4 protein-coding genes are annotated in these 14,105 nt (G+C 70.5%); all 4 read right to left on the reverse strand.

Annotation, left to right across the window (positions count from 1 at the left end; genetic code table 11):
• Window positions 1-3: 3 nt before the first annotated feature.
• The 4 genes from GOAMR_RS05290 to GOAMR_RS05305 all read right to left on the reverse strand — a co-directional run bounded on the left by GOAMR_RS05290 (window position 4) and on the right by GOAMR_RS05305 (window position 14,028).
• Complete coding sequence (locus tag GOAMR_RS05290) at window positions 4-3,297, reverse strand: arabinosyltransferase domain-containing protein (protein ID WP_005183700.1); 3,294 nt, start codon at window positions 3,295-3,297, stop codon at window positions 4-6.
• Window positions 3,298-3,714: 417 nt separating this feature from the next.
• On the reverse strand, window positions 3,715-7,086 hold the full coding sequence (locus GOAMR_RS05295) for an arabinosyltransferase domain-containing protein (protein ID WP_005183702.1): 3,372 nt from the start codon (window positions 7,084-7,086) through the stop codon (window positions 3,715-3,717).
• Window positions 7,076-10,444 carry an arabinosyltransferase domain-containing protein gene (locus GOAMR_RS05300; RefSeq protein ID WP_005183704.1) on the reverse strand — a complete coding sequence of 1,123 codons (3,369 nt, stop codon included), beginning with the start codon at window positions 10,442-10,444 and terminating at the stop codon, window positions 7,076-7,078. The genes GOAMR_RS05295 and GOAMR_RS05300 overlap by 11 nt, the downstream gene beginning before the upstream one ends.
• Window positions 10,445-10,512: 68 nt before the next feature.
• Window positions 10,513-14,028 (reverse strand): arabinosyltransferase domain-containing protein, encoded by a 3,516-nt coding sequence (locus tag GOAMR_RS05305; RefSeq protein ID WP_040514456.1) that lies wholly within the window; start codon window positions 14,026-14,028, stop codon window positions 10,513-10,515.
• Window positions 14,029-14,105 lie beyond the last annotated feature (77 nt).

Below are 14,105 nucleotides of genomic sequence, written 5' to 3' on the forward strand. Positions count from 1 at the left end.
GGCCTATTCATCGTCTGCCACCACCCGGATAGCTCCCGGACGCGACCAGCCCCATGTCGACTCGGTGCCGGTGTTCACCGTGGCGGGCACCGCACCGTCGTCGAGCGGATCGAGCCGTTGCAGGTCGCCCCAGTCCTGATACCAGTCGTTGCGCAGGTAGGTGGCCATCGACGTCGGGGTGGTCAGCGCCTCCACCACGGCGAGCGGGCCGCCACCGTTGACCGACATCCAGGTCCGCGACTGCAGACCGGCGGTGACGGTGTCGGGCAGGATCCGCCACTTGGGGGTTTCGCTGACGCCGTCGTGCGAGGACATGGGCCGCTGGCAGCCGAACACCGCACCGACCGGGAAGTCGATGAGCGTCGGATCCGACGATCCGACCACCTTGTCGAGCGTCTCCAGCTGGGCCAGCCGGGGCGGGGTCACCGCCAGCCACTGGGTGGAGTCCAGGTTGTTGTCCTTGGCGACGAGGCGCAGCACCGTCGCGGCGGGCGGTACCCGGTCCATCGGCAACCGCAGATTGCGCCACGGACCCTTGGTCTTGGTCACGTCGATCAGCGGGGCGGGACGCCCGACCTGCACGAACTGCCCGTTCTCGTTCTTGCCGAACTCGACGGTCAGCGACTGGCCGTTGCTGACCACACCGTCGCGGTCGGGGGTGGCGATGGCGCCGGCGGCGGAGATCACGATCAGCGGGTTGGCGGCGGAGCGTTTCGTCGGCAACTGATACATGCCGGTCGTCAGCTTGGCCGCACCGGTCGCGTTGGCCGAACCGAGGACGGGGGTGGTCGACGGGTCGAGGCCGAACGGCAGCTTGGCGGTGCTGCCGTTGATGCCGACCGGTCCGGTGCCGCCGGTGGTGCCCGGGTTGACCGCGTACGAGACGAGGCCGGTGGTCAGGTCGCCGGAGGCGTGCATGGCGCCCTGTCGCTGGATCTCGCCCTTCGCGTTGAGTTCGTCGGCGACACCGTTGGGTTCGAAACCGACCGATCCGGTGCCGAGCAGCGCCTTGGACACGTCGCGGGTGCCGACCGGGGTGAGCATGCCCTTGTTGGGGTCGGGTTCGACGAGCACGTCGTCGGCCATGCCGCACGTGTTGCCGGCCAGCGCCGACGTGTTGGTGCCGAAGATGCTGAACGTGTCCTGCCGCGCCGCCGCGGCCTTCGCGAACACCGCCAACTGGGCCAGCACCACGACGACGGCGATCACCGCGATCGGCGACGACGCGACCGCCACCTTCCAGCGGGCCGGTTGCGCCCCCTTGTCGTGGGTGAATCCGGCGTCGGCGACGTAGTCGATCCGCAGATGCTGCCACAGCGCGATCAGCAGCGCGGCCACCGCCAGCACCAGCACGGCGGTGGAGATCTGCTTGCCGGCCAGCACCGGGGCCTTGTCGAACCAGGGGATGCCGAAGTAGTACGGCCACGCCCACGCGTTGCGGCCGGCGGCGACGATCGCACACACGAACAGCAGCGCCGCCGCGAACAGCGAGAAGTTACGGACCGTCCGCCGCGCGGCCTGTTCGACGGCCACGCACGCCAGTGCCGCCAGCGCGGTGCCGAAGCCCGCGAACACGCCGAACTGGATGGTCCACTTGGCGGGCACGAACGAGAGCAGCAGGATCGTGATCAGGGTGGCCCCGACCAGCCGCCACACGACGGCCGAGTCGACGCCGGTGATGCGTTTGCGCCGCAGCATGATCGCCAGGATCACCAGCAGCGCCGCGATCAGCAGCAGCACCGGGGTGCGCCGGACCAGCGAACCGTCGGGCGAGGGCACCAGCAGGAAGTAGTAGCGCAGGAACTCCTGATACCAGGCCAATGTGGGGCCGACGGCGTACCGGATGCGTACGGCCTCGGCGACGGTGGCCAGGGTCTGGTCGCGGAACACGACGATGACGATGGCGGCGAGCCCTGCGGCCATCGGCGCGAGCAGCGGCAGCAGCCCGGCCTCGCCACGGCGGCGGACCAGGGTGCGGATCATCGGCCGGGCACCGGTGAACAGCAGCGCGAGCGCGATGATGCCCTGCGGGGCGGCGGCCAGCGTCGCCAGCGCGGTCAGGCCGGCCAGCGCCGCCGGCAGCACCCGCCTGCTCACCACGCTCACCTCGACGGCCCACCAGGTCAGCAGGGTGCCGGCGACGATGATCGGTTCCGGGCGCAGCCCCGAACACATCGGCAGCCAGAACGCCAGGAACACGGCCGCACCGGTGAGCATCGCCCACCGCGAATGCCGGACGGTGCGGCCCAGCCGGGGCAACAGCACCCGGCTCAGCAGCAGCCAGCTCAGCAGACCGGCCGCCAGCGCGGGCAGCCGCATCCAGACACCGGCCGTCGAGACCTCCGACCAGTGCGACAGGAAGCTGAAATACCAGTCGAACGGTGCCTCGGGGCTGCCGTAGTAGCGGTAGTAGTTGGCCAGCACACCGGTGTGCTGGGCGTCGCGGCCCATATTGAGGATGTAGCCGTCGTCGGCGGTGCCACCACCGAGGAAATGCCACGCCACCAGCACGAACCCGACTGCCCCGTCGACCGGGGTGGGGATCAGCGCCCGCACCCGGCTGACCGATCGGGCGAACCGGCGGTGGTAGCCGTGGATCCGGTCGAGCATCCACACCGCCACCAGTGCGGCGATCGCGGCGAGGATCCCGACGACCATCACCAGCCACTTGATGAGCGACGGTGAGGAGTCGAACCGGTTGTCGACGACGATCCGCGCGGCCAGCCCCTGCGCACCGGTGACCTGTGCGGTGGACAGCGCGGTGAACAGCCCCGCGACCTGCGGCTGCGACGCCGGATCGGTGGTCCCGGCCGGGCCGAGGCCCACGAACCGTGCACCGGTGTCGGTCGAGTTCGCCCAGATGTGCAGTTCGCGGCACTTGTCCAGGTCGGCGCGCGGGGCGCGGGCCGGGACCTGGTTGCGGATCGACACATCGACCCGCTCGGCGCCCGCCGTCACCACCAGTCCGAGCGGTTTGGCCCGCGGCGCGGTCGGCGGCATCGTCGCCAGCACCACCGTCGACGCATCGGCCGGGGTCTGCGCCAGCAACGAGCAGGGGATGCGAATGTCGAGGTCACGGGCGGTCTGAGCGACCAGCGGCGAGGTCACCGACGGTGTCGCCCCCGAGAGTTGCTGCCCCTGCGGCCAGGTGATGGTCGCGGTCACCGTCGACACCGGCAGCAGCGGCGTCAACACCCCCGCAGCCACCGCCACGAGCCCGGCGATCGTCGCGATCAGCGCATACAACCGGGATTGGGACTCGGGTTTTCCTGCGGAAACGTCGTCCGATGGTGTCACTTCCGGCGTTCTTGGCACACGCGCATCGTAGTCAGCCCAGCTGAGTGACACGCAATCACGTCGGGTCCCGCGGACAGCTGGTACCCAACTGAAACGTAGCCCCGGCCGGTCGAGGTGCGACGAGCCGCTAGGCGAGGAGCCTCGAAACCTGGTGAGACGACAATGTTCATCTCTCGAAACCTGGTGAGACGACAATGTCATCTCACGGGGCTTCGAGGCTCGGTCGCTGGGCGACCTCGCACCTCAACCGGCGACCTTTTGCTGGTTGAGGTGCGACGAGCCGCTAGGCGAGGAGCCTCGAAACCCGGTAAGACGACAATGTCATCTCACGAGGCTTCGAGGCTCGGTCGGCGAGGGGGCGACTTTCCGAACGTGTGCGAGCCGCGCAGACGTCAGCGGCACCGCCGCGGTCCTGGTTCAGTAGCCGACCGAGCGCATCGGGGCCGGGTTCCACAGGCCGGAGCGGCGGGCGGTGCCCAGGTGCAGCTCGGCAGGTTGGGCGGGCACGATCTCGGTGAAGCGTTGCAGGCCGCCCCAGTCGCGTCCCCAGTCGTTGCGCAGATACGTGGGCACGAGGGTCGGGGTGAGCATGCCGGTGCTGATGCCGAGCGGTCCGCCCGACTTGCCCGACATCCAGGTCTGGCTGTTCTTCTTGGTGGCCTCGGCGTCGGGCATGATGCGCCACTTGGGCACCTCGAGGATGCCGTTCTGGACGCGCATCGGCCGCTGGCACGGGAACACCAGCCCGACCACCCAGTCGATGAACACCGGATCGGTGTCGCCGACCACCTCGTTGAGCGTCGCCAGCTTCGGCACGCGCGGCGGGGTGAGCGCCACCCACTGTCCGGGGGCGGCCTTCTCGTCGACGACGATGCGCACGACGGTGGCGCGCGGCGGGGCGTCGGCCAGCGGGAACCGCAGGTTGCGCCACGTCGGCGGGTCGATGACGTCGAGCGGGGCGAGCCGGGCGATGGGGACCACCGCGCCGTTCGTGCCGACGCGGCCGAACTCGGCGACCACCTTGCGGCCGGGGACCGCCGCGCCGACGGGATCGGTGGCGGCGACGAAACCGGCGACGGCGAGGGTGAGCAGCGGCCGGTCGCCGGAGCGGGCCGGCAGCCGGTACCAGCCGGTGGTCAGCGACGACGTGCCCGGCGTGGTGGCGTTGCCCAGGACGGGGGTGCGGGCCGGGTCGAGACCGAACGGCAGGCGCGCCGTCGAACCGTTGATGCCCGGCGCCCGGCCGGCGGTGGACGTTGCGGGAGTGGTCGTGGCGTCCCCGGACCCCGGATCCGGGGCTTCGCCGCTCTCGGAGTCGGGGCTGACCGAGTCGGTGCCGGCGCCGCCCGCGTCCCCGGCGCCGCCGGTTTCGTCGGTGTCGTCCTCGGGTTCGTCCTTCTCGGTGGCATCGATCATCACCGCTGCGGGGATGCCGTTCGGGGTGAACCCGGTGGACCGCCCGGCCAGCGCGGCGGCCGCGCCCGGCGCGGGTTTGCCGTCGACGGCGGCGGGGCTGAGCGTGGCCGCGTTCGGATCGGCCTCCACCATCACGTCCTCGGCGAGGGCGCACGGATTGCCTTGGAACGCACTGAGATTCGACTTGGCCCAGGACCACGACTCGCGCTGTCCGTAGGCGCCCTTGGCGAGTGAGGCCACCATGAACAACACCATCAGGAGCGAGATCACCGGCAGCGGAGAGAATTTCAGCTTCGAGTACCAGCGGTCGCCGCCCCGGGCGCGGGTCCGCTCGTCGACGAAGTCGTCGCGGAAGTGGAACCACAGTCCGGCCAGGGCGCAGGCGATGGCCGCGGCCAGGATGAACCAGTACAGGTCGATACCGGCCAGCCGCGGCGCCCGATCCCACCACGGCACACCGTAACTGCCGACAAACCAGTAGCCGTTCGGACCGGCGAACGAGATCCCGGTGATCACCAGCACCGCCGAGGCGAAGAACGTCCGGTTGCGCCGCGACCGCAGGATCGCCGGCGACATCATCGCACCGGCCACCGCGGCGAGCGCCCCGGCGATCCCGGCGTACACACCGAAGTGGTGCGTCCACTTGGTGGGGGTGAACGAGATCAGGAACATGGTGCCGAGGGTGACCGCCACCAGCCGCCAGATGGGGGCGCGGGCGATACCGTTGGGGTGTTCGCGGCGCAGCAGCCGCAGCAGGACGACGACCAGGCACAGGATCATCGCGAGCACCCCGAACCGGCGGGCGAGGGTGCCGTCGGCGGTGGGCAGGTCGAGCCAGTAGTAGCGGACCGGTTCCTGCCACCATTCCATCGTCGGACCGACGTCGGTGGCCACCTTGTTGCCCTCCAGCAGCACCCCGAGCGGCTGGTCGGCGAAGACCTGGAACAGCACCGCGGTGCCCGCGGCGAGGACGGGGGCGAGCATCGCGGCCGGCGACAGCCACCGCTCGCGCGGGTCGAGCCGCACCACGATGGTCTTCACGACCGGGCGGATACCGGCCAGCAGCGCCGCCACCGCCATCAGCCCGCCCGGGGCCAGCGCCAGGGTGAACGCGGCGGTGACCACACCCACCGCGTACGGCAGCAGCCTGCGGGTGGCGATGGCCCGTTCCACACAGCACCAGGTGAGCAGCGCACCGACGGCCTCGGCCGGCTCGGGCCGCAGACCGTTGTTGTACGGAAGCCACATCGCCAGGAACACGAATGCCGCCGACCACACCGCCGGCGACGAATGCCGCACCGTGCGGCCAAGCCGTGGGATCACCTCACGGCTGATCAGCCACCAGCCGAGCAGCCCGAGCGCGAACGCGGGCAGCCGCATCCACGGCCCGGCCACCGAGAGCTGCGACATCCAGGAGATCACCTGGAAATGCCACCCGAACGGGTCCTGCGGCACCCCGAAGTAGCGGAAGTAGTTGTCGGCGTACCCGGCGTCGGCGGTGATGCGGCCGACGACGAAGTTGTAGCCGTCGTCGGAGGTATTGGCGCCCGCGATCCACCAGAAGGCCAGGATCGCGGCCACCACCACGTCGGGCGGGCGGATGGTGAACCAGCCCGCCGGGAGGAAGCGCCGGTGGCGGCGGCCGTCCTGTTTGTCGAGCATGTGCAGCGCCACCAGCGACAACAGTGTCAGCAGCACCCCGAGGACGATGGCGACAAACTTGAGCGTGGTCGGGGAGGAGACGTAGCGGGTGTCGACGGTGGCGTGCAGCGACAGCCCGTCGCGCGGGGTTCCGGCGGGCAGCGCGGTGTACACGCCGACGATCTGCGGGCGCATCTGCTGGTCGTCGAGGGTGAACTCGGTGCGCGGATCGTCGTCGTCGGCGGTACCCGTCGAGGTGAGGCCGGCGAACTTCGCCGTGGTGCGGGTGCCGTCGGCGGAGAACTCGATACGGCAGTCCGGATTCGACTGCGCGGCACGACGATCGGCACTGAGCAACACCAGGTCGCGGTCGGTCACGGTGATCGCGTCGGCCGTGGCCCGGACGAACAGTCCACGCGCCGAGGCGGATTGACCTTTCGACGGCATCGTCGACACCAGCACGCCACCCTCGCGGGGCAGTCGCGCGGCCAGCGCACACGGCACCGTCAGGTTCATGTCGATCGGCACGAACGACGCCAGCGGCGCCGTCACATTGCCGACGGTATCGCGCTGCGGCCAGTTCAGTTCGGCGGTGGTCTGTTTCACCGGCAGCAGCGGCATCGCGATCGCCAGGAGCGCGCCGATCAGGCCGGCGACCACAGCGATGATCCGCCATAGGCGGGTGCGGTCGGGCGCTGTGGAAGCGGTCTCGGGGGCGGCGTCAGTCGTCATCGGTGTGCGGCTCCAGCCTGATTGAACTGGTCCGCGACCAGCCCCACTGTGTGATGTCGGTGGCGCGGACCCGGGCCGCGCCCGGTGCGGGCGCGAACGGGATCAGCCGTTCCAGCGCACCCCAATCGCGCACCCAGTCGTCTTTGAGATAGGTGGGTACGGCCTGCGCCTGTGTGGTGGCCTGCGAGATGCCGAGCAGGCCGCCGTCGGTACCGCGCTCCCACGTCTTGGACTGCGAGTTGGCGACGATGTAGTCGGGCAGGATCCGCCAGCGCGGCACGTCGGCCACCCCGTGCCGCACCTGCATCGGCCGCTGGCACGGGAAGTGCGCCGCCGCACTGAAATCGATGAGGGTGGGGGTGTCCTCGCCGACCACCTGCTGCAGGGTCCGCAGGTGCGGGGCCCGCGGTGGGGTGATCGCGATGAACTGTTTCGGCCCGAGGTTGTTGTCCAGCAACGACAATCGCATCACCGTCGCGTCGGCGGGCACCGCCGACATCGGGATCCGGAGGTTGCGCCACGGCCGGTTCATGATCTGCGGACCCGGATCGATCGGCGTCACCTCCTCACCCGACTTCTCGAAGTGTCCACCTGATACAGCCTTGCCGAACTGCACCACCAGTTTCTGCCCGAAATTGCGCACCCCGTAGGCGTCGACGGTGGACACCGCACCGGCGGTGGCGAACACGAGCAGCGGCGACACCGAGCGCTGTGCCGGCAGCTCGTACCAGCCGGTGGTCAGCCGCGCCTCGCCGCGATAACCGGAACTGCCCAGCACCGGGGTGCGCGCCGGGTCGAGCCCGAACGGCAGCGCGGCAGTCGATCCGTTGACGGTCTTCGGTCCGGTACCGCCGGTGGTGCCCGCGCCCAGACCGCCGCTGACGATGAACGCCTTGGCGACGGTGTAGTCCACGTTCATCCGTCCCGGGCGCCGCACCTCGCCGTCGGGATACAGGTCGTCGGGGATCCCGTCGGGGGTGAATCCGACCGGCCGCGCACCCGACAGCGCCGCCGTCGCCGACAGTCCGCCGGCCGGCGTCAGCATGCCCTCGTTCGGGTCGGTCTCGACGAGGACCTTGTCGGCGAGCCCACAACTGTTGCCGCCCAGCGCGTTCAGATGCTCCGACAGCACGGTCGGCGCGGGGGCGCGGGTGATGGCGGCCTTGGCGAACACCACCACGTCGGCGAGCACGATGAGCGCGGCGACCACCGCGATCGGCGACGACGCCGCGAGCAGCCGCCGCCGGTCACCGGACGCATCGGCGTGTTCGGGTCCGCTGCCGGGCTGGTCGTCGGCGTGCGCGATGCCCTTGTGCGCCACATAGTCCTGGCGCAGATGCTGCCACGCGGCCAGCGCGGCGGTGAGTACCGCCAGCACCAGCGCGATCACCGACAGGTCGACGCCGAGGATCCGGGGTGCCCGGTCGAACCACGCGATGTCGAAGTCGTAGACGTAGGTCCACGCGTTGTAGCCGGCGAGCGCGGCCGCCATCGCGAACAGCAGCCCGGAGATGAACACCGTCAAGTTGCGGGTGGAACTGCGCGCCGCCGTCACCACTGCGACGGTGGCGGTGGCCGCGAGCGCCGTGCCGAGCCCGGCAAGCACCCCGAACTGGATGGTCCATTTGGTGGGGGTGAACGTCAGCAGCACCAGCGTCACACCCACGCCGCCGATCAGCCGCCACACCGGGCCGCTCTCCAGCCCCTGAATCCGGCTGCGGCGCAACAGCACCGCGACAGTCACCACGACGCATGCCAGTAACAGCAACAGCGGTACGCGGCGGGCGAGCGCGGCGTCGTCGGTGGCCACCGTCACGAAGTAGTACCGCATGAAGTCCTGGTACCAGGGGATGACCGGGCCGACGCTCCACCGGACCTTGACCGTCTCGTAGATCGTGGCCAGGGTCTGCTGCCGGAACATCACCACCACCACGAGCGCACCCGCCGCGGCGAGCGGTGCGGCCAGGCTCACCGCCGACAGCCACCGGGAGCTCCGGTCGCGCCGGGCGAGCAGCACGTGCAGCATCGGGCGCGCGGCCACCAGCAGGATCGCCACCCCGATCACCCCGTGCGGCGCCACACCCAGCGTCAGCCCGGCCGTCAGCGCGGCCAGTGCGGCGGGCAGCATCCGCCTGGTGGTGATCGCCGACTCGGCCGCCCACCAGGTGAGCAGCGAACCCAGCACGATGACGGTTTCGCTGCGCAGCCCCGACGCGAACGGCAGCCAGAACGCGGTGAACGTCAGCGCCGCCGCCCACAGCGCCCAGCCGGTGATCGCCGATCCCAGCCGGGGCAGCAGCACCCGCGACAGCACGAACCACGACACCAGACCGGCGACGAGCTGCGGCACATGCATCCACAGCAGCGACGTCGACACCGACGACCAGTGCCCGAGGAAGGCGTAGTACCAGTCGAACGGCGCCTCGGGGATGCCGTAGAAGCGGTAGTAGTCGGCCAGGTAGCCGAAGTTGCCGGCGGTGCGGCCCATGTTGAGGATGTAGCCGTCGTCCGGCGATCCGGCGCCCAGGAACGTCCACACCAGCAGCGTCGCGGTGACCAGCGCATCGGTGGGCCGCATCGCCACCAGCCGACGCAGCGACGGCCGTGACCCGAGGGCGCCGAGTTCGTGCCGGTCGAGCGCCCACAACGCCCACAACGCGACGAGCACCGCGAGCACGGCGACGACCATCACCAGCAGTTTGAGGACCGACGGCGAGTTCTCGTACCGGTTGTCGACCGCCACACTCACCCGCAGGCCTGTGGCCCCGAGTACCTGCCGGGTGCCCAGGTCGCTGTAGATGCCGTTGACCTTGGGCCGTTTGTCGGGTTCGAGGGTGGTCGCGGGGCCGGCGCCGACGAACTGCGCGCCCGGCCCGGTGGGTGCCGACCAGATCCGCAACACCTTGCAACGTGCCAGGTCGGCGCGCGAGGCGCGGGCTGCGACGTTGTTGCGGAAGGTGACGGTGACCGTGTCTTTGGCGGCCACCACGAACAGCCCGGAACCCTTGGCGTTCGGGGCGTCGGCGGGCATCGTCGACAGCACGATCGTGGGCCGGGTGACGGTGGTCCCGGCGGTCTCCCGGATGCCCGGCGCCTGCGTGGTGGCGGGCGCGGCGGCCAGCAGCGCACACGGGATGCGGGCGTCCAGCGTGCGCGGGGTCTGCGCGATCAGCGGCGCCGACACCGAGGGATTCTGGCCGAGCTTCTGCCCGTGCGGCCAGGTGACCGCCGCCTCTGTGGTGGTGACCGGCAGCAGCGGCGTCAGGGCGCACGCCACGATGCCGATCAGACCGGCCACCAGGGCGATCAGCCGCAGCCGGGACACTGCCGGGTCGGCGGACGTAACGCTGGTGGACACGATGACTGATCGTATGCCACATCAACGATGCTCAATGCCGCATGGTGTGCACCGCTGTGATCGGGTCGTCAGTACCGCATGGGCGCCGGGCTCCACAGCCCGCTGCGGGTGACGGTCCGCTTGGTGATCTCCGCCTGCTGCGTCACCCCGTCGTACGGGGTGTACCGCTCCAGCGCGCCCCAGTCGCGGCCGATGTCGCCCGGCAGGTAGGTGGCCAGCGCCGTCGCCTCCTGCGACACCTCCAGCCAGCCGAGCGGACCGCCGCCGAACGCGTTCTGCCACGCCGACACCGCGGCCGCCAGGTCGGCGCCCGGCTTGATCCGCCACTGCGGGATCTCCGCGACCCCCGCGTGATGGGTGAACGGCCGCTGGCACGGGAACGCCAGCCCCGACGTCCAGTCCAGATGCACCGGATCCTTGTCGCCGACGATCTGCTGCAGCGTCGACATCTGCGGCACCCGCGGCGGCGTGAGCGCCACGAACCGGCCGTCGGACAGGTTGTCGTCGACGACGTGCACGCGCACCGCGGTGATGCCGGCGGGCAGGTCGTCGGTCTCGTAGCGCAGGTTGCGCCACGACGGCCGCGGCCCCGGATCGATCAGGGTGGTCTCGCCGGCCTTGACGAGGGTGTCATCGCGGATGCCGGGGGTGATCGGGGTGGTCGAGTATTCGAGCATCACCTCGGGTGTGTCGAACGCACCGGCCACCGACATCGTCAGCAGCGGCCGGTCCCGCCAGCCGTCGGGAAGCTTGTACCAGCCGGTGGTGAGGCGGGCCGGAACCTGATCGGTCTCCGAGTAGCTGCCCAGTACCGGGGTGGTGGCAGGGTCGAGCCCGAACGGCAGCGCGGTATGGCTGCCGTTGACACCGGGGGTGTCGAGGAGCCCGCCGCCGGTGCCGCCCGGATTGGACCGCAGCACGTCGGGGGATGCCTGCGCGTTGCCGGCCAGCACGCCGAGCGAACCCGACGAGGCCACCGAATACAGTTCCTCGGGCACCCCGTCGGGGGTGAACCCGTAACTCGCGTCGGTACCCGGGCGCGCGGGACCGCCCGCGAGGGGGTTCTCCAGCGTGGTGTCGACAGGCTTGAGCATGTCCCGGTTGGGGTCGGTTTCCACCCAGATCTTGTCGGCCATCGCGCACTGCTTGCCGGTGAGCGCGGCCAGGTTGGACTGCGGCACCGAGAATGACCGGCTCTGGTTGATGCCGGTGAACACAGCGGTGAGCAGCTCGAACACGACGATCGCCAGCGCCAGATAGGCAAGCGGGGCGCCTGCCACCGAACGCCACACCCGCCGCACGGCCAGCGCGGCCCGGCCGGGTTCGGGTGCGTCGGTGTGCGGGCGCCGCGGGGTGTCGACGCCGACGAACGGTTCGCGGAAGTGGAACCACAGCGCGACCAGCAGCAGCACCAGCGCCGCGTACAGGAACGCCTCGTGCAGCATCACCGGGCCGAGTTTGGTCTGCGCCCAGCCCCACGGCATACCCCACGACGAGTAGTAGTAGTACGAGTTGGGGGAGGCGAACGAGAAACCGCCGACGAACAGCACCAACGCCGCGAACAGGGTGCGGTTGCGGCGCGAATGCATCGCCGAATGGCTCGCCGCGATCGCCGCGATCGCCGCCAGCGCCGCGCCCAGCCCGGCGAACACCCCGAAGTGATGCGTCCACTTGGTGGGGGTGAACATCAGGAACACCAGCGACGCGAAGGTGATCCCGACGATGCGCCGCGACGGTCCCAGCGCCGTGCCGGGGATCCGGTTCTTACGGATCAGCACCCCCGCCGACACGATCAGCCCCAGGATCATCGCCAGCACCGCGAACCGGCGGGCCAGCGAACCGTCGGCCGAATACGAGAACAAGGCGGTGTAGCGGCTGATCTCGTCGTACCAGTGCATCGACGGGCCGAGCGCGGTCTTCATCGTGGACGAGTCGGTGAACGAGCGCAGCGTCAGGTCGGAGAACACCACGAACAGCACGAACGTGCCGGCGGCCAGGATCGGTGCGAGCAGCGACGCGTACGACCACAGGTCGGCCGGTTTGGGGAAGGCGGGCAGGCTCGTCCGGCCGGTCGCCTTGCCGTCGGGTTCGGTGTCCGGGCCGTCCGCGTCGGCCGCCGCGGTGCCGTCGGGCTGCGGGCTGCCGGTGATGACACGGGCCCGTTTGACGAGCGCGGTGATGATCGGCCGCGCCCCGGCGATCATCGCCGCCACCGCCAGCAGACCGGTCGGCCCGGCGGCCAGGCTGAACGCCCCGAACAGGCAGGCCAGCGCCGCGGGCAGCAATCGCCCGGTGGCGATGGCCCGCTCCACCGAACACCAGGTGAGCAGCGCGCCCAGGCAGATGATCGGTTCGGGCCGCAGACCGTTGTTGAACGGGAACCACGAGGCCAGGAACACGAACGCGGCCGTCCACCCGACCACCGGGCGGGTCAGCGCGGCCCGGCCCAGGCGCGGCAGGATCTCGTGGCTGACGATCAGCCACACGATGATCCCGCAGGCCAGTGCGGGCAGCCGCATCCACGGGCTGGCCACCGAGATCTTGCTGAGCCAGCCGAACACCTCGTAGTACCAGCCGAACGGTGCCTCGGGCGCCCCGTACCAGCGGAAATAGTTGGCCGTGTAGTCGCTGTCCTGCGCCACCCGCGACATGGTGAGCAGATAACCGTCGTCGGAGGTGTTGGGGCCGATCATGTGCCACACCAGCAGCGCCCCGATCACCACATAGTCGCGCGGATGCAGCCGCCACCAGCGGGCGGGGAAGATCCGCCGGTGCCCGCGGCCGTCGGTGGCGTCGAGGGTGGCCAGCGCGCCGAGGGAGACAAGCGTGAGGACGATGCCGATGAGCAGCACCAGCAGCTTCAGCAGGGTGGGCGAGGTGGAGTAGCGGGAGTCGATGACGACGTGCGCGTCGAGCCGGGTCAGGTCGTCGGCGTCGTCGGCGGTGGGGGCGGCCTGATCCAGGGCGCGGGTCATCGTGACCCCGTTGAGCGGAGCATAGGCCAGGTCGGCGACACTGCCGGTCAGATCGGTGAACAGGCCGGTCACCTGCGGGCGCTCGTCGGCCGGATAGGTGGGGGAGACGCGGGTGGCGGTGGTGCCGGCCAGCGGTTTGCCGTCGGGGCCGTTCATGCCGACGAACTCGGCGCTCACCTCGTCGGCGGTGGCCCGCACGGTGATGGCGCGGCAGTCCTGGGCGCGCATATCGGCCACGGCGGCCGCGACGATCGGCACGTTGCGGATCACGACCTCGATCGACGTCCCGTTGCTGCTGCCCGTCTTACGCACCGTCAGGCCGCGCTGTGCCGACTTCTCCGCATCCTTCGGGGTCGTCGACAGCAACACGGTGCCGTCGGGCCCGAGGTGATCGATCACCGCACACGGGATGGTCGCCGACATCGTGATCGGCACATAGGCGGTCAGCGGCGCCGACACCGACGTCACCGGACCGGTCGCCGACGGCCAGTGGATCTCCGCGCTGGTCTGCTTCACCGGCATCAGCGGGGTGGCGAGTGCGAGCACGAAGCCGAGGAGTCCGGTGACGATGGCGAGGAGCTTTGCTCGTCGAACTGTCGGCGCTGGCACAAACAGTGATCGTAGTCGCTGGCTCCCTACTCCCCGGTCAGCCCCGCTGACCTGGCCCCCGCTGGTTGAGGTGCGAA

Source organism: Gordonia amarae NBRC 15530, assembly GCF_000241345.1.
Taxonomy (GTDB): domain Bacteria; phylum Actinomycetota; class Actinomycetes; order Mycobacteriales; family Mycobacteriaceae; genus Gordonia; species Gordonia amarae.